The organism is Pseudonocardia sp. (genome assembly GCF_035305885.1).
Lineage (GTDB): Bacteria > Actinomycetota > Actinomycetes > Mycobacteriales > Pseudonocardiaceae > Pseudonocardia.
On the sequence record NZ_DATGOP010000050.1, the window covers coordinates 1 to 26,556 of the forward strand.

At 74.4% G+C, this 26,556-nt stretch carries 26 protein-coding genes; 14 read left to right on the plus strand and 12 right to left on the minus strand.

Annotated features, from left to right (window positions below; translation table 11 throughout):
• Positions 1 to 189: 189 nt before the first annotated feature.
• A complete protein-coding gene (locus VKZ81_RS09345) occupies positions 190 to 1,248 on the minus strand; it encodes an IS110 family RNA-guided transposase (protein ID WP_324241063.1) in 1,059 nt (352 codons plus the stop codon).
• 589 nt (positions 1,249 to 1,837) lie between these two features.
• Here VKZ81_RS09345 and VKZ81_RS09350 point away from each other — a divergent pair.
• Together VKZ81_RS09350 and VKZ81_RS09355 are read left to right on the plus strand one after the other, a co-directional pair.
• Positions 1,838 to 2,191: a hypothetical protein gene (locus VKZ81_RS09350; protein ID WP_324241064.1), complete on the plus strand. Its 354-nt coding sequence runs from the start codon at positions 1,838 to 1,840 to the stop codon at positions 2,189 to 2,191.
• Between the two features lie 10 nt (positions 2,192 to 2,201).
• Complete coding sequence (locus VKZ81_RS09355; RefSeq protein WP_324241115.1) at positions 2,202 to 3,356, plus strand: methyltransferase domain-containing protein; 1,155 nt, start codon at positions 2,202 to 2,204, stop codon at positions 3,354 to 3,356.
• A 1-nt stretch (position 3,357) separates the two neighbouring features.
• Here the strand turns inward: VKZ81_RS09355 and VKZ81_RS09360 are convergent, their stop codons facing one another.
• From VKZ81_RS09360 to VKZ81_RS09405, 10 genes are read right to left on the minus strand one after another with little or no spacing between them, the layout of a single operon-like run.
• Positions 3,358 to 4,560 (minus strand): CaiB/BaiF CoA transferase family protein, encoded by a 1,203-nt coding sequence (locus VKZ81_RS09360; protein ID WP_324241065.1) that lies wholly within the window; start codon positions 4,558 to 4,560, stop codon positions 3,358 to 3,360.
• Positions 4,557 to 6,032, minus strand: coding sequence for a dihydroorotase (locus VKZ81_RS09365; RefSeq protein ID WP_324241066.1), 1,476 nt, complete (start codon positions 6,030 to 6,032; stop codon positions 4,557 to 4,559). Before VKZ81_RS09365 ends, VKZ81_RS09360 begins: the two co-directional genes overlap by 4 nt.
• On the minus strand, positions 6,029 to 7,411 hold the full coding sequence (locus VKZ81_RS09370; protein ID WP_324241067.1) for an FAD-dependent oxidoreductase: 1,383 nt from the start codon (positions 7,409 to 7,411) through the stop codon (positions 6,029 to 6,031). The genes VKZ81_RS09365 and VKZ81_RS09370 overlap by 4 nt, the downstream gene beginning before the upstream one ends.
• Positions 7,404 to 8,039 carry an aspartate/glutamate racemase family protein gene (locus tag VKZ81_RS09375; RefSeq protein ID WP_324241068.1) on the minus strand — a complete coding sequence of 212 codons (636 nt, stop codon included), beginning with the start codon at positions 8,037 to 8,039 and terminating at the stop codon, positions 7,404 to 7,406. Before VKZ81_RS09375 ends, VKZ81_RS09370 begins: the two co-directional genes overlap by 8 nt.
• A 43-nt stretch (positions 8,040 to 8,082) precedes the next feature.
• Complete coding sequence (locus VKZ81_RS09380; RefSeq protein WP_324241116.1) at positions 8,083 to 9,420, minus strand: MmgE/PrpD family protein; 1,338 nt, start codon at positions 9,418 to 9,420, stop codon at positions 8,083 to 8,085.
• Positions 9,421 to 9,425: 5 nt separating this feature from the next.
• On the minus strand, positions 9,426 to 10,127 hold the full coding sequence (locus tag VKZ81_RS09385) for an ABC transporter ATP-binding protein (RefSeq protein ID WP_324241069.1): 702 nt from the start codon (positions 10,125 to 10,127) through the stop codon (positions 9,426 to 9,428).
• The gene (locus VKZ81_RS09390; RefSeq protein WP_324241070.1) at positions 10,114 to 10,845 is read right to left on the minus strand and encodes an ABC transporter ATP-binding protein; all 732 of its coding nucleotides are present in this window, start codon (positions 10,843 to 10,845) and stop codon (positions 10,114 to 10,116) included. Before VKZ81_RS09390 ends, VKZ81_RS09385 begins: the two co-directional genes overlap by 14 nt.
• Positions 10,842 to 11,897 carry a branched-chain amino acid ABC transporter permease gene (locus VKZ81_RS09395; RefSeq protein WP_324241071.1) on the minus strand — a complete coding sequence of 352 codons (1,056 nt, stop codon included), beginning with the start codon at positions 11,895 to 11,897 and terminating at the stop codon, positions 10,842 to 10,844. The genes VKZ81_RS09390 and VKZ81_RS09395 overlap by 4 nt, the downstream gene beginning before the upstream one ends.
• Entirely contained in the window at positions 11,894 to 12,907 is a 1,014-nt protein-coding gene (locus VKZ81_RS09400; RefSeq protein WP_324241072.1) for a branched-chain amino acid ABC transporter permease, read from the minus strand. The genes VKZ81_RS09395 and VKZ81_RS09400 overlap by 4 nt, the downstream gene beginning before the upstream one ends.
• Complete coding sequence (locus tag VKZ81_RS09405) at positions 12,904 to 14,166, minus strand: ABC transporter substrate-binding protein (protein WP_324241073.1); 1,263 nt, start codon at positions 14,164 to 14,166, stop codon at positions 12,904 to 12,906. Before VKZ81_RS09405 ends, VKZ81_RS09400 begins: the two co-directional genes overlap by 4 nt.
• Before the next feature lie 228 nt (positions 14,167 to 14,394).
• On the opposite strand from VKZ81_RS09405, the gene VKZ81_RS09410 reads away from it, so the two are divergent.
• The 4 genes from VKZ81_RS09410 to VKZ81_RS09425 are packed head-to-tail and all read left to right on the plus strand — an operon-like array spanning position 14,395 to position 18,342.
• Entirely contained in the window at positions 14,395 to 15,192 is a 798-nt protein-coding gene (locus tag VKZ81_RS09410) for an IclR family transcriptional regulator (RefSeq protein WP_324241074.1), read from the plus strand.
• A complete protein-coding gene (locus VKZ81_RS09415; protein WP_324241075.1) occupies positions 15,189 to 16,049 on the plus strand; it encodes an HpcH/HpaI aldolase/citrate lyase family protein in 861 nt (286 codons plus the stop codon). Before VKZ81_RS09410 ends, VKZ81_RS09415 begins: the two co-directional genes overlap by 4 nt.
• Positions 16,046 to 16,894: a cyclase family protein gene (locus VKZ81_RS09420; RefSeq protein WP_324241076.1), complete on the plus strand. Its 849-nt coding sequence runs from the start codon at positions 16,046 to 16,048 to the stop codon at positions 16,892 to 16,894. Before VKZ81_RS09415 ends, VKZ81_RS09420 begins: the two co-directional genes overlap by 4 nt.
• Complete coding sequence (locus VKZ81_RS09425; RefSeq protein WP_324241077.1) at positions 16,891 to 18,342, plus strand: MmgE/PrpD family protein; 1,452 nt, start codon at positions 16,891 to 16,893, stop codon at positions 18,340 to 18,342. The genes VKZ81_RS09420 and VKZ81_RS09425 overlap by 4 nt, the downstream gene beginning before the upstream one ends.
• An 84-nt stretch (positions 18,343 to 18,426) precedes the next feature.
• On the opposite strand, the gene VKZ81_RS09430 is transcribed toward VKZ81_RS09425, so the two are convergent.
• Positions 18,427 to 18,846 carry a YybH family protein gene (locus VKZ81_RS09430; protein WP_324241078.1) on the minus strand — a complete coding sequence of 140 codons (420 nt, stop codon included), beginning with the start codon at positions 18,844 to 18,846 and terminating at the stop codon, positions 18,427 to 18,429.
• A 39-nt stretch (positions 18,847 to 18,885) separates the two neighbouring features.
• Between VKZ81_RS09430 and VKZ81_RS09435 the strand changes: the two genes are divergently transcribed.
• From VKZ81_RS09435 to VKZ81_RS09470, 8 genes are all read left to right on the plus strand, one after another.
• Complete coding sequence (locus VKZ81_RS09435) at positions 18,886 to 19,281, plus strand: winged helix-turn-helix transcriptional regulator (RefSeq protein WP_324241079.1); 396 nt, start codon at positions 18,886 to 18,888, stop codon at positions 19,279 to 19,281.
• Positions 19,278 to 20,252, plus strand: coding sequence for a pirin family protein (locus tag VKZ81_RS09440; protein ID WP_324241080.1), 975 nt, complete (start codon positions 19,278 to 19,280; stop codon positions 20,250 to 20,252). The genes VKZ81_RS09435 and VKZ81_RS09440 overlap by 4 nt, the downstream gene beginning before the upstream one ends.
• A gap of 111 nt (positions 20,253 to 20,363) precedes the next feature.
• Positions 20,364 to 21,719, plus strand: a complete 1,356-nt coding sequence (glnT, locus tag VKZ81_RS09445; protein ID WP_324241081.1) for a type III glutamate--ammonia ligase — start codon at positions 20,364 to 20,366, stop codon at positions 21,717 to 21,719.
• Positions 21,720 to 21,740: 21 nt separating this feature from the next.
• A complete protein-coding gene (locus VKZ81_RS09450) occupies positions 21,741 to 22,643 on the plus strand; it encodes a class II glutamine amidotransferase domain-containing protein (protein WP_324241082.1) in 903 nt (300 codons plus the stop codon).
• Positions 22,631 to 23,317, plus strand: coding sequence for a GltB/FmdC/FwdC-like GXGXG domain-containing protein (locus VKZ81_RS09455; RefSeq protein WP_324241083.1), 687 nt, complete (start codon positions 22,631 to 22,633; stop codon positions 23,315 to 23,317). Before VKZ81_RS09450 ends, VKZ81_RS09455 begins: the two co-directional genes overlap by 13 nt.
• 10 nt (positions 23,318 to 23,327) lie before the next feature.
• A complete protein-coding gene (locus VKZ81_RS09460) occupies positions 23,328 to 24,656 on the plus strand; it encodes an FMN-binding glutamate synthase family protein (protein WP_324241084.1) in 1,329 nt (442 codons plus the stop codon).
• Positions 24,653 to 25,846, plus strand: a complete 1,194-nt coding sequence (locus VKZ81_RS09465) for an NAD(P)/FAD-dependent oxidoreductase (protein ID WP_324241085.1) — start codon at positions 24,653 to 24,655, stop codon at positions 25,844 to 25,846. Before VKZ81_RS09460 ends, VKZ81_RS09465 begins: the two co-directional genes overlap by 4 nt.
• On the plus strand, positions 25,843 to 26,490 hold the full coding sequence (locus tag VKZ81_RS09470; RefSeq protein ID WP_324241086.1) for a helix-turn-helix domain-containing protein: 648 nt from the start codon (positions 25,843 to 25,845) through the stop codon (positions 26,488 to 26,490). The genes VKZ81_RS09465 and VKZ81_RS09470 overlap by 4 nt, the downstream gene beginning before the upstream one ends.
• The last annotated feature ends 66 nt before the right edge of the window (positions 26,491 to 26,556 follow it).

Consider the following 26,556-nt stretch of genomic DNA (forward strand, 5'->3'; position numbering starts at 1 on the left):
ATTCACCGGGAAAGCAGAAAGCCTGGTGGAAATGAACACCAGGGCAGGCCTGCACATCAACCACACCACCATCAGGACGAAATGGGACGGCGACAGCCTCGACATCGACTACATCCTCGGCCTGCTCCTGCTACCCAAGCGGATCCCCGCAGCGGCGTGAAAAGCAGGTTCCGATGCTCCTATGGACCGTCAAGTGGCTAGGTCGAGTTCGGTTCGGGTGTGTTGGAGGGCGGTGTAGATCTCGCGGGCGACGTAGCGTTTGAGGCAGCGGATGATGTCTTTTTTGGTGAGGCCTTCGGTGGTGCGGCGTTTGACGTAGGCGCGGGTGGCCGGGTCGTGGCGCATGCGGGTGAGCACGATCCGGTAGAGGGCGGCGTTGGCCTGCCGGTCTCCTCCCCGGTTGAGCCGGTGGCGGCGGGTCCGCCCGGAGGAGGCGGGCAGTGGTGCGGCGGCGCAGAGCATGGCGAACGCCGCCTCCGAGTGCAGCCGGTGCGGGTTGTTGCCGGCGGTGACGAGGAGTTGTCCGGCGGTGTCGGTGCCGACGCCGAACAGGTTGACCAGGATCGGGTTGATCTGCGCCACCAGCGGGTCGATCAGCTCATCGAGCTCGGCGATCTCCTGGGTCAGCTGCTGGTGGCGTCGCGCCAGCGACCGCAGCGCGAGCACGGTGGCGGTGTGCGGATCATGCGCGCGGGTGCGATCGGGTCGGCGGGTGGCGCAGGTGCGGACCAGCTCGGCGTCGGTCAGGCCGCGCAGCTGCGCGCGCAGTGGTTCCGGGGCGGTGACGATCAGCGCTTTGATGCGGCGTTGCACGTCGGCGCGCTGGTTGATCGCGCTGCGGCGGGCGACCCGCAACGCGGCCAGCGCGTGCACCGGCCCGCCCCGCTGTTTCGGCTGCCCGTGGGCCCGCCCGGACAGCGCCGCCCGGGCCGCCGCCACGGCGTCGAGGGAGTCGGATTTGCCGGCCCGGCGGCGGGTGGCCCGCTCAGGGCGGTCGACCTCCACCACGCGTACCCCGGCCTGCTGCAGGGCGAAAGCGAGTTCGGCCCCGTAGCTACCGGTGCCCTCCACCCCCACCACGGTCAGCTGGCCGAACGAGCGCAGCCAGGCCAGCAGCGCCGCGTAGCCGGCGCCGGTGGCTAGGAACTGCTGGCGCCCCAACAACCGGCCCTGGCCGTCGATCGCGGCGGCGGTGTGGGTGTCGCGGTGGGTGTCCACCCCACCGACCACCTCCACCACCACACCCAACGGGTGACCACACCGATCCCACCGATCCCACCGATCCCACCGATCCGACCGGTCGACCTGTCCGGGCCGGTGGCCGGGCCGGTGGCCGGGCCGGTGGTCGGGCCGGTGGTCGGGCCGGTGGGGTCGCTGCAAGATAGGCGACTGTGTCATCGTGGGCAGGTCCGTCCTTCAAGCACGCGTGCGACGACAGGGCGGGCATCCACCAGCCGGGCGACGGACAACACAGTGACGGGTGCCTGAGGGCACAGGCTCCTATCAGGTCACGACCCCGCCCGGTGAACACCAGGTGGAACCCCGCAGCGGCCAGGTCCGACGGATCGGAACAAAGACACCACGGTCAGCGGAACCCAGGGTCAGAACCCACCGCTGCGGGGCCCACCCACATCCTCACTGCGGAACCCGGCCAGAAGGGGGCGAGGGGATTCGGGGTGTGCCTGAATGCGCATCGGGACCACACGCAGACGAGTAGGACCCCACCGCAGCAGGCTCGTCGCCGACCGGCGTTCCCCCAAGATCGAGTCCCGCGGAACCCCTCCTTTCGCGCAGGCCGCGGGTAACGGGCCCGGCGCCCCCACCGAGCACGGCGGACGTGACCGTTCCCCAGCAGTGGCCACCGGCTCCCCACCCGCAGCGCCGCCACCCGGCCCTCGACGACACCCGCCCCATCCCGGTGCAGCGCCCCATCCCCGTCCAGCGATCGCCCCGGCACGCCCTGCCGGGCGAGCCGGTCGTCGTCAACGTCACCCAGCAGGTGTCGCAGTTGGTGGAGGCACCGCGCGGGCCGAGCGTCTCCGTGACGAAGGCGCGCAAGCGCACCTCGCACGGGCTGCACCTGTTCCTGACGATCATCACCGGCGGGGTGTGGGGGCTGCTCGTGTGGCTCCCGATCACGTTGTGGCACCGCTTCGGGCCGCGCCGCAAGATCGTGACGCGGCACCACTAGCCTCACCGCCATCGACACCTGGTGGCAGCCGCACACCCGGCGACTCGCGGAACACCTCGCGCAGGCCGGCGTGCTCGACGACCCCGCGTGGCGGGCGGCGTTCGAGTCGGTGCCCCGGCACGTGTTCGTGCCGCGCTTCTACCGCCAGCGGGCGGACGGGGAGTGGGCGGAGACCACCGCCGGCGACGACGGCTGGCTGCCCGCGGTGTACGCCGATGAGCCGTTGACGACGGCGCTCGCCGAGATCGAGGGCGGCTCCCGCGTCGCGGTGTCCAGCAGCTCGAAGCCGGCGCTCATGGCGCGGATGCTCACCGCGCTGGACGTGCGCGACGGCATGAAGGTGCTGGAGATCGGCACCGGTACCGGCTACAACGCCGCGCTGCTTTCGCACCGGCTCGGTGGCGACCGCGTGTTCTCCGTCGACATCAGCGCCGACCTCGTCGCGGCGGCCCGCGAGCGGCTCGCCGGGCTCGGCCACGCCCCGACCCTCGCGGCGGTGCACGGCGCCGGTGGCCTGCCGGAGCACGCCCCGTACGACCGGATCATCGCGACGGTGTCGGTGCCCTCCGTCCCGTGGGCGTGGGCGGAGCAGCTCACCGAGGGCGGGCTGGTGCTGGTCGACGTGAAGCGCAGCACCCACGCGGGCAACCTCGCGCTGCTGCGCAGGCACGCCGACCGGCTGGAGGGCCGGTTCCTCGCGAAGTGGGCCGCGTTCATGGCCGTCCGCGACACCGACGCCGCCCCGCTGGTGGTGCCCGGGATGTCGGTGCGGCCGGAGGACGGGCGGCGCTCGGCCACCCGCCTCGATCCGCGGCCGTGGACGGCGCTCGTGCCGTGGTTCCTCGCGGTGCACCGGCTCCCCCGCCGCTTCGCGGTCGGCTACCTGGGGCTCACCGCGGCGGGGCCGGAGTGGGCTACCGTCACCGCCGACGACGGGTCGTGGTGCGCCGTGCGGATGCGTCCCGACGAGGACGGGCTGCGGGAGGTCCGCGAGCAGGGTCCGACGGCCGTCTGGGCTGCGTTCGAGGCCACCCACCGCGACTGGGAGGCGCTCGGGCGGCCCGGCTGGGATCGGCTCGGCCTCACCGTCACGCCGGACGGGCGGCACCGCGTGTGGCTCGACGACCCCGGCGGCGCCCACGCCTGCGACCTGCCCCCGGTGTGAGTCAGCGGACCACCCCGCGCTCCCGCAGCGCTGCCACCTCCGACACCGACAGGCCGATCTCGGCCAGCACCTGGTCGGTGTCCTCGCCGAGGGGCCGCCCGGTGGAGCGGATCCGGCCGGGTGTGCGGCTCATCCGCCACAGGACGTTCTGCATGCGCATCGGGCCGAGCGCCGGGTCCTCGACGGTGGTGATCATGTCGAGCGCGCGGACCTGGGGGTCCTCGAGCAGGTCGCTCGGCCGGTAGATCGGGGCGACGGCCGCGCCCGCCTCCTCGAACGCGACGATCACCTCGTCCCGCGTCCGCTGCGCGATCCACTCCCCCACGTACGCGTCGAGCAGGTCGGCGTGCTGGGCGCGCTGCCTGCCGGTGGCGAACCACGGCTCGTCGATCACCTCGGGGTGGCCGACGAGCTGCATGACGCGCCGGGCGATGGAGTCGGCGCTCGTGGAGATCGCGACCCACTCCCCGTCCTTGGTGCGGTAGGTGTTGCGCGGGGCGTTGTTGTTCGAGCGGTTGCCCGTGCGCTGCTGGTCGATGCCGAGCTGGTCGGCGTAGATCACCCCCGGCCCCACCGCGGTCATGATCGGGCTGAGCAGGTCGAGGTCGATCTCCTGGCCCTTGCCGTCGCGTTCCCGCCGGTAGAGCGCCATCGACACCGCGGCTGCGCCCGCCACGCCGGCGATGGAGTCGGCGAGCCCGAACGCGGGCAGCGTGGGCGGGCCGTCGGGCTGGCCGGTGAGGTGGGCGAACCCGCTCATCGACTCCACGAGCGTGCCGAACGCGGGCCGCGTCGCGTACGGGCCGTGCTGCCCGAACCCGGTGACGCGCAGCAGGATCAGCCCCGGGTTGTCCGCGGACAGCACGTCGTAGCCGAGGCCCCAGCGCTCGAACGTGCCGGGTCGGAAGTTCTCGATGACGACGTCGGCCGTGCGCGCGAGCTTGCGGAAGACCTCCGCGCCATCGGGGTCGCCGAGGTAGAGCCCGACGGTGCGCTTGTTGCGGCCGACCATCTTCCACCACAGCGGCTCGCCGTCCTTGTCGAGCCCGTGCCCGCGCATCCCGTCGCCGCGGGTCGGGTGCTCGACCTTGATGACGTCGGCCCCGTAGTCGCCGAGGATCTGCGCCGCGAGCGGGCCGGCGAGGATCGTCGACGCGTCGAGGACGCGGATCCCCGCGAGCGGCCCCTCCACCGGCTCGCTCATCGGGCCTGGGGACGGCGCACGTACCGCCCCTGCGGTTGGCCGACGACGGTGCCGCGGTCGAGCACGTGGTGCCCGCGCACCCATGTGTCGGTGACCCGCGCGCCCAGCTCGAAGCCCTCGAACGGGGTGTACTCCTGCGCGGAGAACGAGTCGGGCGCGTGCACGGTCCACGTCGAGGACGGGTCGACGAGGCAGAAGTCCGCGTCGTAGCCGGGCGCGATCGTGCCCTTGCCGAGCAGCCCGAACCGCTGCGCGGGGTTCCACGAGGTGAGCTGGGCGATCCGCTGGTAGGACAGCCCGCGCTTGCGGCCCTCGCTGACCAGGCCCGGCAGCAGGTACTCCGCCCCGCCGAAGCCGGACTTCGCGGCGAACACGTCCTCGCGCGGGTCGCCGAACTTCATCTCGTCCTTGCAGCAGGCGTGGTCGGAGACGACCCAGCTCACGTCGCCCGCGAGCACGTGCTCCCACAGCGCCTCGACGTCCTCGCGCGGCCGCAGCGGCGGGTTCACCTTGCCGCCGAGCCCGTTCGCGGTGTCGACGTCGGCGAGCAGGTGCCCGATCGTCACCTCGCGGCGGAAGTCGACGTGCGGGAACGTCTTCGCCATGAGCATGGCCGCCCGCATCGCCTTGCGGGACGACAGGTGCAGCAGGTTGATCGTGGGCAGCCCGGTCTCGTCGGCGAGGAACGACGCGATCGTGACGGCGAGGCCCTCGGAGTGCGGCGGGCGCGACGCGCTGTAGGCGGCGAGACCCTGCAGCGTGGGGTCCTCCTCGACGAGCTTCGTGTACGCGGTCATGATCTCCGCGGTCTCGCAGTGCAGCGACAGCGACACGTGCGGCGCCACGTCGGTGAGCTTCTCCCGCGCCTCCTGGATGCCGCGCATGACGAACTCGAAGTGCGCGAGGTCGTAACGCTCGTCCTCGGGGATCATGAGGAACGAGCTCTGGTCGGACGAGCGCCCGTGCAGCCCGTGGCTGCCGTAGAACATGAAGATCTTGAACGAGGTGACGCCGAAGTCCTCGATGATCGCCGGGATCTCGTCGATGTGCCGGCGCGACATCGGGGCGAGGTGGAAGGCGTAGTCGATGTAGGAGCGCCCCTCGGTGGCGGCGAGCACCTGCGGGAAGAACTCGGCGTACGGACCGCCCCGGTTGAGGTAGTACTGGCCGGTGCGCATGTAGGTCAGCCCGGTGGTGACCCCGCCCTGCGCGCTGGCGCGGCTCTCGGTGTCGGTGTCGTCGGAGAGCGGGTTGTAGATGCCCCAGTGCTGGTGGGCGTCGACGACCCCGGGGAAGGCGACGAGACCGCGCCCGTCCACGACGACCTCGGCGTCCTCGGCCGGGATGTCGGCCTCCACGCGCGCGAACTTGCCGCCCGCGATGCCGATGTCCAGGCGTTCCCCGTCCGGCGCGGCGCCGGGCTCTGGCCGCACCACGGTGACGTTCTTGATCAGGGTCTGGAGCGTGTTCATCGGGGTCCCTCTTCGGTCGTGCGGTGGAAGACGTGATCGGCGGCGAGCAGGGCGAGCCCGAGCGCGGGCAGCAGCCCGTTGCCGGCGAGGTAGCCGGACGCGCCGTGGCCGGAGATGCCCGCGGCCGCGCCGCCGGAGGCGTACAGGCCACGGATCGGCGTGCCGTCCGGCCGCAGCACGCGGGCCGCCCCGTCGACGACGAGCCCGCCCTGGGTGTGGAACAGCGCGGGGACGACGCGGGCGGCGGCATACGGCGGTTCGAGCGGTGCCTCGAAGTCGGTGCGCCCGAACCGGTCGCGGCCCTCGCCGCGGGCGACGGCCGCGGCGACGGTGAGCTCGCCGGCGACCTCACCCGCCGGCAGCCCGGTGGCCTTCGCGAGCGCCTCGGCATCGTCGGCCCAGACGATCGCGCCGGAGTCCACGGCCTGGCGGAAGTCGGTGAACGCGAGGCAGGCGTCGTGGACGCGGCGGTCGAACACGAGCCACCCGGTGGCGCCCGGCCGGGCCGCGAGCGTCGCGGCGTACTCGGAGTAGCCGGTGGTCTCGTCGCCGAAGCGGCGACCGCTCAGGTCGAGCAGCACCCCGCCGTGCATGACGGTGGCCCAGCTGACGAGCGTCGCCGACTTCGGGGAGAGCGCCGCGTGGCCCTGGTAGGCGTCGAGGAAGGCGGTCGCGGCGCCGAGCGCGGCGCCGATGCGCAGCGCGTCCCCGCGGGAGTTCTCGCCACCGTGGTAGACGGCGCCCGCGATCTCCGGGCAGTGCCGCGCCACCAGCTCCGGGTCGGCGCCGTAGCCGTTGGTGGCGAGCAGCACCGCGGGGGTCGGGATCTCCTCGCGGTCGCCGTCCGGCGTCTCGACGACGGCGGCGCGCACCCCGCCGTCGGCGTCGGCGAGGACGTCGACGAGCCGGGCGGGAACCAGGACGTCGATGCGCGGCGACGCGGAGACGGCCTTGGCGAGGTGGTCGAGCAGCACCGTGCCGTGCCTGCCCTCGACGGTGTGGCAACGGTCGACCGAGTGGCCCGGGTAGCGGAAGTCGGTGACCAGTGACAGCGGGAGGCCGGTGTCGGCCAGCCACTCGAGCAGCTGCGGGCTCACCTCCGCCAGCGCCCGGGCCAACCGCTCGTCGCCGGCGCCCTTCGTCTTGCGGCGCACGTCGGCGACGAACAGGTCCGGGGAGTCCTCGACGCCCGCCGCCCGCTGCCAGCGCGTGCCGACGCCGGGGATCATCGCGGTGGACATCGAGGTGTTGTTGCCGCGCCGGTGGTGCGGGTCGGCCTCGACGACGAGCACGTCGAGGCCGTGCTGGGCGGCGCGCAGGGCGGCCACCAGCCCGCCGCCCGCGCCGGCGACGACGAGGTCGGGCCCGGCCTCAGACATCGTCACCCCCGGCCCCGAGCAGGCGCAGCGCGAGCGCCGTCGGGTCCACGACCCGCACGCCGGCCGCCGACCCGCGCGGCACGTCGACCGCCGAGCAGCCGTTGACGACGGCCGTGGCCCCGTCGCCGGCCAGCGACCCGAGCGCGCCGTCGACGGCGTCGTTCCACCGCTGCGGGTCCGCGATCGCGTCCACGTCGAGGTCGAGCACGCGCACCCCGCTGAACGACCAGGCCCACCCGTAGGCCGCGACCTTCGCCGCCAGCTCATCGGCGATCGCCTTGTTGCGGGCCACCGCCCCGCAGCGGCGCCCGAGCAGCACCTGCCACCCCAGGGCCAGGCGCAGGATGCCGACGACCGGCAGCTCGCCCTGCAGCTCGTCGACGCCGGGGTCGAGCACGCAGTCGGGCAGCAGCGCGTCGTAGCCGGCGGGGGCCGCCCGGAGGGCCTCGACGACGAGCTGCTCGGACGCGCGGACCTCCTCGGCGGTGTCGAGGGCGCGCGGTGCGTCCGGGCCGATGTCGTGCAGCTCGACGTGCACGCCCGGCGGGCACAGCGCGTCGTAGCGCGCCTGGCGGCGGGCGAGCTCGGCCGCGTCGACGTGGATGGGTGTCACGGCGTGGATGCGCACGCGAGCTCCTTCGGGGACGGCGGGACGGCTGCTGGATCTCCGGTCACAGGTCGGCGAGCCTCCGGAGCGGGGTCGAGACGTCGGGGGCGGTGGCGATCGCGGCGCTGCACCGCACCAGCTCGGCGGCGGTGTCGGCGCCGAGCAGGTCGGTGAGCAGGTCCTGCAGGGCGCCGCGGTCCAGCGGGTGGTGGGCGCTGTCGCCGACGGGGTTGGGCACCTCGACCGTCACGTCGCCGCGGGCGCGGCGGACGGTGACGCGGGTGACGCGCTCGTCGGGCAGCCGCGCGGTGAGGTCGGGCGCCTCGCGCACGGCGACGCGGGCGGCGAGCGCCGCGACCCGCGGGTCGTGCAGCGCCGCGCCGCTCGACGCGCCGGGTCGGACGTGGCCGTGCACGAGCGCGGCGGCGACGACGAAGGGGATCGAGAAGAGCGCGCCGAGGCGGGAGTCCCACCTGGTGCGGGTGAGCCCCGCGGCGAGGGCGTGCGTCTCCACCAGCACCTCGTCGACCTCATCCGGCGCGATCTCCTCGGGCAGGGCGAGCACGGCGTCGGCGGCGGGGTGGGTGAACGAGCAGGAGGCGTGGCGCTTGAAGTAGCCCAGCTCGACGTCCCACCGCTCGCCCAGGTCGGCGGCCGCCGCGTCCGGGTCGAAGTCGCCGAGCAGCTCGCCGAGCGAATGGGCGGCCGTGCCGGTGGTGCGGGCGGTGCCCGCCTGCGCCATCCGGGCGGCGGCGAGCCCGGACACGTTGGCCGCGCCCATCCAGGCGTCGCGCACGGGGTTGCCGTCGAGGGCGCTGGCAAAATGGCCTGCGATCGGCATCCCTGAGCCCGCGTCGATCGCGGCCGCGACCTGCCGCGGGCCGAGACCGAGCAACCGGGCGCAGCCCGCCGCGGCGCCCGCCACGCCCCAGCTGCCGTGGGGGTGGGCGCCCGCGCGGAGCCGGGTCGCGCGCCCGAACCGGCTCGCCACCTCGTACGCGGCGAGCAGCGCGGTCATGGTCTCGGGGCCGGGGGCGCGGAGATCGGCCGCGAGCGCGATCACCGCGGGGAACGCGTGGGCCGCGGGGTGGCCCTTCGCGTACTTGTTGCCCTCGTCGAGCTCCAGGCGCACGAGGGCGGTCGCGTTCAGCCACGCGGACGCCTCGACGGCGGCGGTGCGGCCTGCGCCCAGCAGCGGCGCAGGCCCTGCCGCCGGGCGCCACGCCTCGACCAGCCGCTGCTGCTCCGGCTCGCGCGCGCCCGCGAGGCAGACCCCGAGGGTGTCCAGGAGGACGAGCGAGAGCCGGTCGCGCACGCGCGGCGGGACGTCCTCCCAGCGCAGCCGGGCGGCCCACTCCCCCAGCAACAGCATCGCCTTCCGGGCGGCGTCCTGGCCGGCCATGACGGTCACAGCCCCAGGTAGGCGGCGCGCACCCGGTCGTCGCGCACCAGCTCTCGGCCCTGCCCGGTGAGCACGATGCTGCCGCTTTCCAGGACGTAGGCGCGGTCGGCGATGCCGAGCGCGTGCGCGGCGTTCTGCTCGACCAGCAGCACGGCGACGCCGCGCTCGCGGATCCGCTGCACCGCCTCCAGCACCGCCCAGGTGAGCTTGGGCGAGAGCCCGGTGGACGGCTCGTCGAGCATCAGCAGCCGGGGGCGGGCCATCATCGCGCGCCCGATCGCGAGCATCTGCTGCTGGCCGCCGCTCAGGGTCTCCGCCGGTTGCCTGCGGCGCTCGGCGAGGATCGGGAACAGCTCGAAGACCTGCTCGAGATCCTCCTCGAGGGGCTGTCTCCCCCGCGTCCAGCCGCCCATCCGCAGGTTCTCCGCCACGGTGAGCGGACCGAAGAGCGCCCGGTCCTCCGGGACGAGCACGAGGCCGCGGCGCACCAGCTCGCTGGGCCGCACGCCGGTGGCGGGCTCGCCGTCGAAGGTGATGGTGCCGCTGGTCGGTGCCAGCAGGCCGGCGATCGCCTTCAGCGTGGTCGTCTTGCCCGCGCCGTTCCCGCCGACGACGGCGACGATCTCGCCCGCGCCGACCCGCAGCCCGACCTCGTGCAGGATCTGCAGGCGGTGGTAGCCGGCGCAGAGGCCCTCAACGTGCAGCATCGGGCTCCTCCCCGAGGTAGGCCTCGATGACCCGCGGGTCGCGGGTGACCTCCTCCGGCGGGCCTTGGGTCAGCACCCGGCCGAGGTCGAGCACGAGGACCGAGTCCGACAGCCGCATGACCGCGGCCATGATGTGCTCGACGAACACCAGCGTGACGCCGTCGTTGGTGCGCAGCTCCTCGAGCACGTCCATCACCGGTTCGCGCTCGGCGGGTACCAGCCCGGCCAGCACCTCGTCGAGCAGCAGCACCCGCGGGCGGCTCGCGAGCGCCCTGGCCAGCTCGAGGCGTTTGAGCGCCGCGGTCGGCAGGCCCTCGCTCGGGGCGTCGCGCCACCGGCCGAGGCCGACCCGCTCGATCAGCTCGGCCGCGGTCGTGCGCGCCGACCGCCGGGAGCCGCCGCCTGCGAGCACGGCGACGGTGACGTTCTCCAGCACGCTCATCGAGTAGAACGGCCGCATCAGCTGGAACGTGCGCGCCATCCCGGCGGCGAGGACGCGGTGCGGCGGGCGCCCGGTGATGTCGACGCCGTCGAGGTGCACGGTGCCCGCGTCGGGGGTGAGCGCGCCCGCGACCAGGTTGAACGTGGTGGTCTTGCCGGCGCCGTTCGGGCCGATGATGCCGAGGATGCTGCCCTCCTCGACCTCGAAGCCGACGTCGTCGACGGCGCGCAGCCCCTTGAACGACTTGGTGAGGCCCTCCACCCGCAGCAGGCTCATCGGCGTGACCACCTCTCCTGCAGCGCCCCGTAGATGCCCTTCGGCAGGAGCCGGATGATCACGATCAGCAGCAGGCCGTAGAGGATCACGTCGAGGCCGCCGCGGCCCTGCAGGAACTCCAGGAACGGCGGTGGGTTCCGCAGGATCGTGGCGGTGACGTCGGACAGCGGCCCGAGCACGGCCGCCCCGATGACCGGCCCCCAGATCGTGCCGACGCCCCCGATCACCGCGGGCAGGATCGCCTGGATCGACTGGCTCGAGCCGAAGGCGAGGTCCGGGTCGACGAACAGGTAGTACTGCACGTAGAAGGCGCCGGCCACGGAGCTGATGGCCCCGGCGAGCGCCATGGTCGTGAGCTTGTAGCGCATCACCGGGATGCCGAGGCTCGCCGCGGCCTCGGCGTCGTCGCGGGCGGCGAGGGTGAACTGGCCCGCCCGGGAGCGCAGGAACAGGATGCTGACCACGAGCGCGGCGACGGTCAGCGCGAGGGCGATCCAGAAGTAGTTGGGCGAGCCCGGCTCGAACTGCAGGTACCACCAGGAGCTCTCCGGCAGCAGCGGGACGTGGTAGCCCTCGGCCCGGTTGACGAAGTCGCTTCCGATCGCCCACAGCCGCAGCATCTCGGCGAACGCGAACGTCGCCAGCGCGAAGTAGGCGCCGCGCAGCCGGTAGCGCAGCGCGAGGAAGCCGATGACCACGGCGAACGCCGCGGCGATCACCATCCCGGCCGCCATCCCGATCCACGGCGAGACGCCGCGCTCGACCAGCAGCCAGGCCGTGGTGTAGGCGCCGAGCCCGAAGTAGGCGGCGTGGCCGAAGCTGAACATGCCGCCGAAGCCGCTCATGACGTTCCAGCCGATGGACAGCAGCGCGAAGATCAGCACGCGGACGGCGACGGCCTCCTGCGCGCCCGGCAGCACGAGCGGCAGCGGCACGAGCAGCACCGTGAGCACCGCGACGACCGCCAGGGGGCGGTTCCACGGCTGGCGGGGCAACGCGTCGGAGCGGGCGGCCGCCGAGGCGGCGGCCGTGGCGTCGGCGGGGGCGCTCATCCCGACCTCCCGAACAGGCCCTGCGGGCGCAGGAAGAGCACGAGCACGAACACGATGAACACCGCGAGCAGCGGGCTCTGCCCGGGCAGCAGCAGGCCGCCGAGCTGCTCGGCGAGGCCGATGACGAGCCCGCTGACCAGGGCCCCGACGACGTTGCCCATGCCGCCGAGCACCACCACGACGAAGGCGATGATCGTGAACTGGGCGCCGGTGGTCGGCTCGATCGTCACCAGTGGGGCGAGCAGTGTGCCTGCCGCGCCCGCGCACGCGGTGCCGATCGCGAACGTGAGCACGTAGATCCGGCGGGTGTCGATCCCGACGAGCTCGGCGCCGGTGCTGCTCGCGGCCACCGCCCGGATCGCCGTGCCCAGCCTGGTGCGCTGCAGCAGCAGGAACAGCGCCCCGGCCAGCACGAGCGCCCCGGCGAACGCGAGGATGCGCGACAGGTCGGCGACCGCGCCGAGGATCGCCACCCCGCGGTCGCCGGGCAGCGCGACCGAGCGGGGGTCGGCGCCGAAGAACAGCAGCAGCCCGTTCTCGATGATCATCGCCAGGCCGAGCGTGATGAGCAGCTGGTTCTCCAGGGGCCGGTCCATCGCGCCGGCCAGCACGCCGCGCTGGACGAGCGCGCCCAGTACGAACATCGCGACGATGTTCCCGGCCAGCGCCACGAGCGGGTGCAGCCCGAGCGCGGTGACGAGCCAGTACGTGCCGAACAGGGCGAGCGCGAGGAACGCCCCGTGGGCGAAGTTGACGATGTCGAGCACGCCGAAGATCAGCGTGAGGCCCATCGCGACGAGCCCGTAGACCCCGCCGACGAGGATCCCGGTGACGACGGCCTGCGAGACGACGATGCCGCTGCCGGACTGCAGGTAGGCGAGCGCGACGGCGACGACGAGGACGCCGACCACCGCCGTGGCCCGCGCCCACGGCACGCGCGCCGCGCCTGCGGTGGTCGGGGTCGCGGCGGCGTCGTCCGGCGCGGCGACGTCCTCGGCTGGACGGCTCATCGGGTGGCGAGCTCCGGCTGGGCGGGGTAGATCGGCTCGGCCTCGGCGAACTCGCCGGGGTGGACCTGGCGGACGGCGCCGCCCTGCACCTGCATGAGGATCGGGATCGCGTTCTTGTTCTCGCCGCGCTCGTCGAACGCGATCGGTCCGCCGCTCGCGAGCAGCGTGTCGAGTTCGGCGCCCGCGATCGCGTCGCGGACCTTCTCCGGATCGGCCGAGCCGGCGGTCTCCAGGCCGTGCGCGATCACGCGCACCGCGTCGTAGGCGAGCACGGCGCCGGTGCGGATCGGGTCGCCGAAGCGCTCCTGGAACCTCCGCGCCAGCTCCTGGGTCTCGGGCTTGGTCATGTCGGCGTGGTAATTGGCGTCGAAGAAGCCCTCGCCCGCCTGCCCGACCTCGGCCGGGAACTGGGGCAGGTCGAACGCGCCGTTGGCGACGCCGTAGACGGCGGCCACCCCGGGCTGCACGGTCTGCACGGCCTGGGCGGCGAGCACGCCGTCGCGGTAGTAGCCGGTGACCACCAGCACGTCCACGCCGGCGGCCTTGACCTGCGTCATCTGCGTGGTGAGGTCGGGCACGCTCGCCGCGTCGTAGGCGATGACCGGGCCGACGGCGATGCCGAGCCGCTCCGCCTCCGCGGTGAACGAGTCGCGGATGGCCGAGCCGAAGGGGCCCTGCTCGTGCAGGATCGCGACGCTGCGCACCGGGGCGCCGCCCGCCGTGGCGACCTCGTTCAGGTACTGCGCGCCCTTGGCGCCGAGCACGGTCGAGCTGGGCTGGACGCGGAAGGTGTACTGGTAGCCCTGCTGGAGGATCGAGTCGGCGGTCGAGACGTCGATGACGAGCGGCACCCGGTTGCGCTCGGCCACCGCCGAGACGTTCGCGGTGACCGCGCTCTGGTAGGTGCCGACGAGGCCGACCGCGCCCTCCTGCACCAGCCGCTGCGCCTCGCTCTGGCCGACCTCGGGCTTGCCCTGGGTGTCGGCGCTGAGCAGCTCGAGCTTCGCCCCGCCGAGGGACTTGATCCCGCCCGCCTCGTTGATCGCCTCGACGGCCAGGCGGGCGCCGTTGTCCATCTGCTGGCCGTCCGCGGCGGCCGCCCCGCTCAGCGGGTGCAGTGAACCGATCTTGATCGTGCCGTCCGGGCCGACGCCGCCCGCGGGCGCGTCGTCGGCGGCACCGCTGGGCGCCGATCCGCCGCAGGCCGCCAGGCCGAGAGAGAGGGCGCACGCCACGGCGGCGATCCAGGTCTTCCTCATGTCTGCTCCTGCCCGCTGGGGCTCTTGTTCCGGCTGCCGGAACATTGAATTGCGGAGGATGCTGGCACTCGACCGGGAGCGTGGTCAATAGCCACGCACGTTACGGGCCGGTAAGCGGAGTGACGTGCGCGATCTCGGACTTGACCGATCACGGATCCTGGATGAGTATGCGTTCCGCTGACGGGAACGCCAGAAGCGAACCCATCTCGAGCGGGAAGGACGGCGGCGTTGGCGGACATCAACGGCACGGAGGCGGCGGCCCGCGTCGCCGACGTCCTGCTCCTGTTCACCGACGGCCCCGAGTCGCTCGGGGTCTCGGCGATCGCGCGCCAGCTCGGGCTGTCCAAGGCCGTCGTCCACCGGATCCTGCGGACGCTCACCGACCGGAACCTGCTGGCCGCCGACCCCGCCTCCCGCGGCTACCGGCTCGGCCCCGCCTCTGCCGCGCTCGGGGCCAGGGCGCTGCGCGACTCGAAGCTGCGCACCGTCGCGATGCCGGTGCTGCACGAGCTGCAGCGCGCCACGAACGAGACCACGACGCTCTCGGCCCGGGTGCCCGGCGGGCGCGTCTACCTCGACCAGGTGGAGAGCCCGCAGGAGATCAAGATGACCGTCGAGGTCGGGCGGCGCTTCCCGCTGCACGCCGCGAGCTCCAGCCTGTGCATCCTCGCGTTCCTCCCGCCGCACGAGCAGGAGGCGATCCTCACCGGCGAGCTCTCCGCGCTGACCGACCGGACCGTCACCGACGCGGAGGTCCTGCGCGCCCGGATCGCCGAGGTCCGCAGGCTCGGCTACGCCCACTCGGTCGGGGAGCGGCAGAGCGGCGCCGCGTCGGTCGCCGCGCCGGTGTTCGGGTTCGACGGCACCGCGGTCGGCGCGATCTCGGTGTGCGGGCCGGCCGACCGGGTCGACGATGCGGCGCGCGAGCGGTTCGTCCCGCTGCTCGCCGAGGCCGCCGACCGCATCTCCCGCGCGCTCGGGTGGCGCGGCGGGCTGCCCACCGGGGACGAGCGGGAGTCGGCGTGACCGGCCCCGAGACCACCACAGCCCGCTCGTGGCTCTACGTGCCCGGCCACCGCGGCGACCGGGTGCAGAAGGCGCTCCGCGCGGGCGCCGACGCCGTCGTCGTCGACCTGGAGGACGCCGTCCCGCCCGACCGGAAGGCCGACGCCCGCGCGGGCGTCGCCGCCGCCGTCGCGGCCGCGGCGGAGGCGGGCGGCCCACCGGTGTGGGTACGCGTCAACGACCCCGCGGGCCCGTGGGGGGAGGCCGACCTCGACGCGGTCACCGGATCCGGCGTCGCCGGGCTGCGGCTCCCCCGCGCCGCCGACCCCGCGGTCGTCCGGGAGGTCGCCGACCGCACCCGGCTCCCGCTCCAGCTGTTGATCGAGACCGCCGCCGGGCTCGCCCGCGCCGTCGAACTCGCCTCCGCGCACCCGCTCGTGGCGGGGCTCGGGCTCGGCGAGGCCGACCTCGTGGCCGACCTGCGGCTCACCTCCGACGCGGGGCTCGACTGGGCCCGTGGCCACGTCGTCGTCGCCGCCCGCGCGGCCGGCCTGCCCTCCCCCGTGCAGAGCGTCTACACCGACGTCGCCGACCTCGACGGGTTGCGCGCGAGCAGCGAACGCGGTCGGGCCACCGGCTTCCTCGGGCGCTCGGTCGTGCACCCGCGGCAGGTCCCGGTCGTGAACGACGTCTTCACGCCGTCCGCCGAGGAGATCCGCCGGGCCGCCGCCGTCGTCCGCACGGCGGAACGGGCGCGGTCCCGGGGCGAGGTCGCCGTCCTCGACGAGGACGGCCGGTTCGTCGACCCGGCGGTGGTCGAGCGGGCGCGCGTCGTGCTCGGCCTCGCAGCTTCCGTCCCCAGAGGAGGAGATCGATGAGTGCGCAGTCCCCGACGGTCGCGAGCGCCGGCACGGATCCGCTGCTGGCGGCGGTCCGCGCCGGTGTGCGGCTCGTCGAGCTCGGCCAACCCCACTTCACCGGGATGCCCTGCTCCCCCAACCACCCCGGGTTCCGGATGAACCTCGCCCGCCGCCACGGCGACGTGGTGCGCCCCGACGGCGGGTCGGCGGCCAACGAGATCATCGTGACCGGCGGGCACGTCGGCACCCACGTCGACGCGCTGTCCCACGTCAGCCACGGCGGGCGCCTGCACGGCGGGGTGGACGCGGCCGAGGCCCAGAAGGGCGGGAAGTTCTCCCAGCTGGGCGCCGAGCACACCCCGGCGCTGCTCACCCGCGGCGTGCTGCTCGACGTCGCTGCCACCCGCGGGGTGGACGTGCTGCCCGCGGGCTACGGCGTGACCGCGCTCGACCTGCAGGACGCGGCGGACCGGGCGGGCGTGCAGCCGCGGCGCGGCGACGTCGTGCTGGTCCGCACCGGGTGGGCCCGCTACTTCGACACCGACCCCGACACCTACCTCGGGCAACGCGACGGCGCGCCGGGCCCGACGCCGGAGGCCGCGTCCTGGATCGCCGAGGCGGGCGCCGTGGCCACCGGCGCGGACACCACCGCGTACGAGCAGATCCAGCCCGGCGCAGGCCACAGCGTGCTGCCGGTGCACCGCGTGCTGCTCGTCGAGTCGGGGATCCACATCATCGAGCACCTCAACCTCGAGCACGCGGCCGCCGAGGGGCTCACCGAGTTCGTGTTCGTCATGGCCCCGCTGCGGATCGTCGGCGGCACGGGGTCGCCGGTGCGGCCATTCGCTGCGGTGGCGGCGTGACCGGGGCCGTGACCCACTCCGACGTGACCCGGACCGAGACCGTCGTCGGGCGCATCGCCCGGCTCGCCGACGACGTCCGCAGGCGGGGCCTCCCGCCGCACCTGCGCGCGGACGTCGCGCGGCGCGTGCTCGACGTGCTCGGCAACAGCCTGGCCGCCACCCGGCAGCCGACGGCGGGCACCGTCGCCGCGGTCGTGCGCGAGTGGGGCGGACCGGCCGACGCGACCGCGATCGGCACCGGCCTGCGCCTGCCCGCGCCCTCGGCCGCGCTGCTGGGCGGCACGCTCGCGCACAGCCTCGACTTCGACGACACGCACCTGCCGTCGGTGCTGCACCCGTCCTCGCCGGTCGTGCCCGCGGCGCTGGCCGTCGCGGAGGCGACCGGCGCGCCCGCCCCGGCGCTGCTCGACGCCGCCGGCGTGGGCGTCGAGGTCGCGGTCCGGCTGGGCATGGGCGGCTACGACCGCGCGCTGGGCAACTCCGTGTTCTTCGAGCGCGGCCAGCACGCCACCTCGATCTGCGGGGCCGTCGGCGCCGCCGTCGCGGCGGCCGTGGTCCGCGGGCTCGACGCCGACGGCATCGCGCACGCCGCCGCGATCGCGGCCAGCATGGGGTCGGGGCTGCTCGAGGCCAACCGCACCGGCGGCACCGTCAAGCGGGTCCACTGCGGCTGGGCCGCGCACGCGGGCGTCGTGGCCGCCGACCTCGCCCGGCACGGCCTCACCGGCCCGCCCACGGTGGTGGAGGGCAGGTTCGGGTTCCTGCAGGCGTTCTGCGGCGAGCACGCCGACGTCGACGCGGTGGTGGCCGGTCTCGGCGAGCACTGGGAGCTGCCGGGGATCTTCTTCAAGCCCTACCCGTGCAACCACTTCACCCACGCCGGGATCGACGCCGCGCTCGAGCTGCGGGCCCGCGGGGTCGACCCGGCGCGGATCGCCGAGATCGAGCTGGGCGTGCCCGGCCCGGTGCTGCGCACGATCGCCCAGCCGCCCGAGGAGAAGGCCCGCCCCCGGTCCGGCTACCACGCCGCGTTCAGCGGGCCGTACACGGTGGCGGCCGCGCTGCTCGCCGGCGACGGGCCCGAGCACGGCCTCGGCCTCGGCCACGCCGACTTCACCGACGAGGCCGCCGCCGACCCCGACCGGCTCGCCCTCGCCGCGAAGGTCACCTGCGTCGCCGACGTCCGCTGCGAGGAGATCTTCCCCGAGCAGTTCCCGGCCGTGCTGCGCGTGCGCCTCACCGACGGCCGGCGCCTCGAGGTGCGCGTCGACGCCAACCGCGGCGGGCCGGGGCGGCCGCTCACGCCCGAGGAGCACGCCGCGAAGTTCCGGCTGAACGCCGAGCCGGTGCTCGGCTCGGACGCGGTGCGCGCGGTCTCCGACGCCGTGCTCGCCTGGCCGGAGCGCGGCGAGATCGCCCCCGTCATGGACCTCGTCCGCGGCGCCTGACGCGCGCACGAATCCGACGAACGGCGCGTTCGTCGGATGGGTTGCGACGAACGCGCCGTCGGTCGGAACGGGGTGGGCGCGCGGCTACCGGGGGCCGGCGGCAACGCCGAACGGGTTGTCGATGACGTAGCGCCAGCGGCCGTCCGCGCCGCGGCGGGCGACGTCGGTCGCGGTGCCCTCGACGTGCACGGTGCCGCCGTCGGCGCCGGGGCCGTGGATCGTCCAGTCGACGATCAGCAGCGCGATGTCGTCGGCGACGTAGACGTGGCGGGGCCGGACCTCGATCGGCGCGCCGAGGGCCTGGATGCGGGCGTTGGCTCGCATCCGCTCCTCGCCGGTGACCGGCTGCCCCGGGACGGGCACGAGCAGCCCGCCCGGCTCGTAGACCCGCTCCACCGCCGCCGGGTCGCCGCTGTTGAAGGCGGCGGCGAACACGGAGGGGTGGTGTGCCGGGTCGCGGGTGAGGTCCATGCTGGTCGCGTGACACGTGGCGATCTCGCTCATGCGGACAGCGAAACCGGCGCGATCGAGGCTCACCAAACGGTGAGCGCCGATCGGTGGGACCCCGAGCTCGTCCCCGACCCGGCGGGGCGCACGCAGCGGCCGGAGCCGACGTGCCCGGTGGAGGTCGCGCTCGCCGCGGTCGCCGGCCGGTGGGCCACGCTGCTGCTGCGCGACCTCATGGCGGGTCCCCGCTCGTACGGCGAGATCCGCGCCGCGCTGCCGACGCTGAGCGACAAGGTCCTCGCCGACCGGCTGCGCGACCTGCAGGACCGCGGCCTCGTCGAGCGCCGCGTGCACCCCGGCTTCCCGCAGCGGACCACCTACGCGCTCACACCCGCGGGCGCGCTGCTGCGCCCGCTGCTGGTCGAGCTGTACCGGACCGGCCAGGCGCTGCAGGCCGCGCTGGACGCGGGGCGGGACGGAGCCGGCCGATGAGCAACACCGAGACCCGCCCCGTCGAGCTCACCTGCCCCGGCGGCGCCCCCGGCACCGGCGCCGTCGAGGTGCTCGGGGCGCGCGAGGTGCCGCTCGGCGGCCCGCGGGCGATGACGGTCCGGCGCACCCTCCCCCAGCGCAAGCGCTCGCTGGTCGGCGCGTGGTGCTTCGCCGACCACTACGGCCCCGACGAGGTCCGCGGACCGGGCGCGATGGACGTCCCGCCGCACCCGCACACCGGCCTGCAGACCGCGACCTGGCTGTTCGCGGGCGAGGTCGAGCACCGCGACAGCCTCGGCACGCACGCGTTCGTGCGGCCGGGCGAGCTGAACCTGATGACCGGCGGGCACGGGATCTGCCACTCCGAGGTGTCCACCGCGGGCGCCGCCCCCGTGCTGCACGGCGTGCAGCTGTGGATCGCCCTGCCCGACGCGCACCGGCACGCGCCGCGTGCCTTCCACCACCACATCCCCCCGCCGGTCGACCTTCCCGGCGCGACCGCACGGGTGTTCCTCGGCAGCCTGGCCGGCGCGACCTCGCCCGTCCCGACCGCCACCCCGCTCGTGGGCGCCGAGCTCGTCCTCGCGCCCGGGGCCCGGCTCGCGCTGGCGGTCGACCCGACCCACGAGCACGGCGTCCTCGTCGACACCGACGCGGTGGACCTCGCCGGCACCCGGCTCGCCCGGGCCGAGCTCGGCTACCTCGCCCCCGGAGCGGAGGCGCTCGACCTGTCCAACCCGACCGACGCGCCGGCGCGGGTGCTGGTCCTGGGCGGCCTCCCGTTCGCCGAGGACATCGTGATGTGGTGGAACTTCGTGGCACGCAGCCACGAGGAGGTCGTCGCGTTCCGGGAGGCGTGGGAGCGCGGGTCCGACCAGTTCGGCCGCGTCGAGGGCTACTCGGGGGCCGTGCAGCGGCTGCCCGCGCCCCCGCTGCCCAACGCCCGGATCACCCCGCGGCGCCGAGCCTGACGCCCGGCGCACAGTTCACCGACCGGTAACGGGCCGTTACACCCTCCTCACCCGCCCGAGTTTCTCGTGAAGAGACTTGGTCTCATACGCTTATTCCTCGAGGAGGCTCGCGTGGCTGAAGCGCTCTCGACCCTGTCCCCGCCCCCAGCGGCGCCTGCGGCCGAGCCCGACCTGGCCGCCCGCGCGCACGCCGACGGCGTCCGTTTCCTGATGGCGCTGTTCGTCGACCTCGCCGGCAAACCGTGCGCGAAGCTCGTTCCCGTCGAAGCGGCCGAGGAGCTGCAGAACGACGGCGTCGGGTTCGCCGGCTACGCGGTCGGCGCGATCGGCCAGCAGCCCAGCGACCCCGACCTGATCGCGATCCCGGACCTCGCGAGCTACACGCCGCTGCCGTGGGTGCGCGAGGGGCTCGCGCTGGTGCACTGCGACCCGTACGTCGAGGGCGAGCCCTGGCGGTTCGCGCCCCGGGTGATCCTCAAGAACGTGCTGGCCACCGCCGCGGCGAAGCAGCTGGAGCTGTTCGCGGGCGCAGAGGTCGAGTACTTCCTCGTCACCCGCAACCCCGACGGCACCATCAGCCCGGCCGACGGCAAGGACGTGCAGGCCCAGCCCTGCTACGACGCCCGCGGGCTCACCCGGATGTACGACCACCTCACCGGGGTGTCGGCGGCGATGAACGCGCTGGGCTGGGGCAACTACGCCAACGACCACGAGGACGCCAACGGCCAGTTCGAGCAGAACTTCACCTACGCCGACGCCCTCACCACCGCCGACCGGGTGATCACCGCCCGCTACCTGATCTCGGTGCTGGCCGAGCGGCGCGGCATGACCGCCACGTTCATGCCGAAGCCGTTCCCCGACCGCACCGGCTCGGGCATGCACCTGCACCTGTCGCTGTGGCGCGACGGCACCCCGCTGTTCCCCGGCGACTCGAGCTTCGGGCTGTCCGAGCTCGCCCACCGCTTCCTCGGCGGGATCCTCGACCACGCCCCCGCGCTGCAGGCCGTGCTCGCCCCCACCGTCAACTCCTACAAGCGCACCGGAGCGACCTCCACGCGGTCCGGGGCCACGTGGTCGCCGCGGCAGGCGAGCTACGGCGGCAACGACCGCACCCACTTCGTCCGCATCCCCGACGGCGACCGGGTCGAGCTGCGCGGCGCGGACGGGTCGGCCAACCCGTACCTGGCGCTCGCCGCCACGCTCGCCGCCGGCCTCGACGGCATCGACCGGGAGGTCGACCCGGGCCCGCCGGGCACCGGCCCGGACGCGCTCGCCCGGCCCGAGCTGCCCCCGACGCTGCTGCACGCGGTGGACGCGCTCGGCGCCGACCCGGTGATCACGTCGGCCCTCGACGCCGTCGGGCCGGGGGTGGCGGAGTACTTCGCCGCGATCAAGCGCGCGGAGTTCTTCGAGTGGCACTCCACGGTCGGCTCGTGGGAGCACGACCGCTATCTCACCGCTTTCTGACACCGGAAGGAGACGCCGCGCGTGTGCGGGATCGTCGGACTCCACCTGCGCGACCCCGCGCTGCACCCGCAGCTCGGCAGGTTGCTGGAAACCATGCTCTGCCAGGTCGTCGAGCGCGGCCCCGACTCCGCGGGCGTCGCGGTGTACGGCGACCGCCGCCGCTGCCCCGAGGGCCACGCCGCGGTGTCGGTGCTGCTGCCGCCCGGCGCCGCGCACGACGTCGGGGCCGCGGTGGGCGCGGCGCTCCCCGGCGCGCCGCGGGTCCTGGTCACCGAGGCGGGCGACACCACGGTGCTGGCCGCACCGGTCGCGCCCGACGTCCTCGTCGACGCGGTGCGGGCGGCCGCCCCCGGCGCCGCGGTCGTCGGCTCGGGCACCGAGCTCACCGTCTACAAGGGCACCGGGAACCCGCGGGAGCTCGCCGCCACCTACGACCTCGCGAACGCCCGGGGCTGGCAGGGCCTCGCGCACACCCGCATGGCCACCGAGTCGGCGGTCACCCCGCGAGGCTGCCACCCGTTCTCGGTCGGCCCGGACCAGTGCCTGGTGCACAACGGGTCGTTCGCCAACCACGCCACGATCCGCCGCGAGCTGGAGTTCGACGGGGTGCGGTTCGACTCCGACAACGACTCCGAGGTCGGCGCCCGCTTCGTCGCGGCCAGGCTCGCCGAGGGCGCCGACCTGGACAAGGCGCTGCGGCTGCTCTGCGAGCGGTTCGACGGCTTCTACACGCTGCTCGTCACCAGCGCGGACGGGTTCGCCGTCGTCCGGGACGCGATCGCGTGCAAGCCGGCGATCATCGCCGAGACCGCGGCCTGGGTGGCGATGGCGTCGGAGTTCCGGGCGCTCGCCGACCTGCCGGGCATCGAGGGCGCCCGCATCTACGAGCCCGAGCCGGAAAGGGTGTACGCATGGACGCGCTGAGCACGGACGTGGTGCGGCTCGACCTCGCCACCACGCCGGTGCGCGCCCTCAACGCCGAGCTGCACGCGCCCGCGGCGAAGGCCTACGAGGTGCTGCACCCGGACGGGGCGCACGCCATCGCCGTCGGCATCGACACCGAGATCACCGTCGACGTCCGCGGGCACGCCGGCTACTACTGCGCCGGCATGAACGACGGCGCCACGATCACCGTGCACGGCAACGTCGGCACCGGCGTCGCGGAGAACATGATGTCCGGCACCGTGCGGGTCACCGGCGACGCCTCCCAGTCGGCGGGCGCCACCGCCCACGGCGGCCTGCTCGTCATCGAGGGGTCGGCGTCGATGCGGTGCGGGATCTCGCTCAAGGGGGCAGACATCGTCGTCGGCGGCGACGTCGGCCCGATGAGCGCGTTCATGGCGCAGGCGGGGCGGATCGTGGTCTGCGGCGACGCGGGCGACGGGCTCGGCGACTCGATCTACGAGGCGCGCCTCTACGTCCGGGGCGAGGTCGCGGGCCTCGGCGCCGACTGCGTCGAGAAACCGATGCGCGACGAGCACCGCGCCGAGCTCGCCGAGCTGCTCGCCGCCGCCGGGTTCGCCCACGACGCGGGCGAGTTCCGCCGCTACGGCTCCGCGCGCCGCCTCTACCACTTCGCCGCGCACAACACGTACTGAGGGACACGCCGTGACGCTTCCTGCCCCACCCGACCCGGCCCTGCGGGAGTCGGCGACGTTCGACCGCGCCACGATCGCCGAGATCCAGCGCGCCGCCGCCACCGGGATCTACGACATCCGCGGCGGGGGCGCCAAGCGCCGGGTGCCGCACTTCGACGACCTGCTCTTCCTCGGCGCCTCGGTGTCGCGCTACCCGCTGGAGGGCTACCGTGAGCGTTGCGACACCGACGTCGTCCTGGGCGACCGCCACGCCGAGCACCCGCTGCGCCTCGCCATCCCGATCACGATCGCCGGGATGAGCTTCGGAGCGCTGTCGGCGCAGGCGAAGGAGGCGCTGGGACGCGGCGCGAGCGAGGTCGGCACCTCCACCACCACCGGCGACGGCGGCATGACGCCCGAGGAGCGCGGCCAGTCCAAGCACCTCGTCTACCAGTACCTGCCCTCCCGCTACGGGATGAACCCCGCCGACCTGCGCAAGGCCGACGCCATCGAGGTGGTGGTCGGCCAGGGCGCCAAGCCGGGCGGCGGCGGGATGCTGCTCGGCCAGAAGATCTCCGACCGGGTGGCCGCCATGCGGGCCCTGCCCGCGGGCATCGACCAGCGCTCCGCCTGCCGGCACCCGGACTGGACCGGCCCGGACGACCTCGCGATCAAGATCCTCGAGCTGCGGGAGATCACCGACTGGGAGAAACCGATCTACGTCAAGGTCGGCGCCACCCGCACCTACTACGACGTGAAGCTCGCCGTCGCCGCGGGCGCCGACGTGGTGGTCGTCGACGGCATGCAGGGCGGCACCGCGGCCACCCAGGACGTGTTCATCGAGCACGTCGGCATCCCCACGCTCGCGGCGATCCCGCAGGCGGTGCAGGCGCTGCAGGAGCTCGGGCTGCACCGCAAGGTGCAGCTGATCGTCTCCGGGGGCATCCGCACCGGCGCCGACGTGGCCAAGGCGATCGCCCTCGGCGCGGACGCGGTCGCGATCGGCACCGCCGCGCTCGTCGCGCTGGGCGACAACGACCCCCGCCTCGACCGCGAGTACCGCGAGCTCGGCTCCGCCGCCGGCTTCTACGACGACTACCAGGACGGCCGCGACCCCGCCGGCATCACCACGCAGGACCCGCGGCTCGCCGCCCGGCTCGACCCGGTGGAGGGCGGCCGCCGCATCGCCAACTACCTGCGGGTGCTCACCATGGAGGCGCAGACCCTCGCCCGGGCCTGCGGCAAGGCCCACCTGCTGCACCTCGAACCCGAAGACCTCGTCGCGCTCACCGTCGAGGCCGCGGCGATGGCGCGCGTCCCCCTGGCCGGCACCAACTGGATCCCGGGAGCCGACCGGTGAGCGGCGACCGGACCGCCGACGTGGTCGTCGTCGGCGGCGGCCTCGAGGGGTGCGCCACCGCGTGGGCGCTCGCCGGCCGCGGCGTCACCGACGTCGTGGTCTGCGAGCGCGACACCGTCGGCTCCGGCGGCACCGGCAAGTCGAGCGGGGTCGTGCGCTGCCACTACGGCGTGTCCTCGCTCGCCGCGATGGCCAACGCCGCGCTGGAGGTGTTCGAGAACGCCGAGGAGGTCCTCGGCACCGACGTCGGCTTCCACCAGACCGGCTACGTCGTCGGCGTCGGGGAGCGGAACGTCGAGGCCCTGCGCGCGTCGCTCGCCGCGCAGCGCGCGGTCGGTGTGCAGACCGAGGAGGTCGACCGCGCCGAGGTGCAGGAACTGTGGCCCGCCGCCGACCTCGACGACTTCGCCGCGTTCGCCTTCGAGCCCCGCGGCGGCTACGGCGACGCGTACCGGACCGCACAGGCCTTCGCCGGAGCCGCCCGCCGCGCCGGCGTTCGGATCCGGCAGGGCACGACGGTCACCGAGGTGCTCGTCGACGGCGACCGCGCCACCGGGGTCCGCCTCGCCGACGGCGCGACGATCCGGGCCGGCGCCGTCGTCGTCGCCGCGGGCCCCTGGTCGGTGGGTCTGCTCGACGCGCACGGCATCGACCTGCCGATCACCGTGCACCGCGAGCAGATCGTGATCGTCAAGCCCGGCGTGGACCTCGGGCCGGTGCCGGTGTTCTCCGACCTGGTGTCGCTGCAGTACGTGCGCCCCGAGGTGTCGGGCGAGATCCTGTTCGGCAACAGCGACCTCGCCGAGCTGGAACCCGCCGACCCCGACCGCTACTCGAACCACGCCACCGAGGACTTCGTGGAGCGCACCGTCGAGAAGGTCGGCCACCGCTTCCCCGGGCTCGGCGACGCGTCCATCGCCGGCAGCTACGCCGGCTGCTACGACGTCACGCCGGACTTCAACCCCGCCATCTCGCGGACCCCGATCGCCGGGCTCGTCGTCGCCGCCGGGTTCTCCGGGCACGGCTTCAAGATCTCCCCCGCCGTCGGGCGGCTCGTCGCCGACCTCGTGGTGGACGGCACGAGCAGCGACCCGGCCGTGCCGGAGTCGGACTTCCGGCTCTCCCGCTTCGCCGAGGGGGCGCTGCTGCGCAGTCCCTATCCTTACGTCGGAGCAGGCGAGATGAGATGACCGACCAGCAGGAGATCCGGCACGGGCCCGCGGCGCGCGAGGTCGACCGGCCGGCCCCGAACGAGGGCAGGCTCGAGCGCGCGATCGCCGCGCAGGTGCGCCGCCTGCGCCAGGCGTCCGGGCGGACCCTCGCCGAGCTGGCGGCGGCGGCCGGCATCTCCAAACCGATGCTGTCGAAGATCGAGAACGCGCAGACCTCCTGCAGCCTCACCACGCTCGCCCGGCTCGCCGACGCCCTCGACGTCCCCGTCACCTCCCTGTTCCGCGGCGCCGACACCGAACGCGAGGCCGTCTACACCCCGGCCGGCAGCGGCGCCCGCATCGTCGCGCGCGGCACCCGCGTCGGCCACGACTACACGCTGCTCGGCGCGCTGCGCGGCCCGCACAAGCGGATGGAGGCCCACCTCGTCACGCTCACCGAGCGCAGCGAGGAGTTCCCGCTCTTCCAGCACCCCGGCACCGAGCTGATCTACATGCTCGAGGGCGAGATGGTCTACAGCCACGGGGAGAGCAGCTACCCCATGCGGCCCGGCGACGCCCTCCAGCTCGACGGCGAGGGCGTCCACGGCCCCCAGGAGCTCATCACGCTCCCGATCCGGTTCCTGTCGGTCGTCGCCTACGGCGAGATCCCTTCCGGCGACTGACGACCCCGTTGAGCGAACACCCCGGCGTTGACCAGGGCCGAAGGTCGCTTGCACTCACCTGGTCCG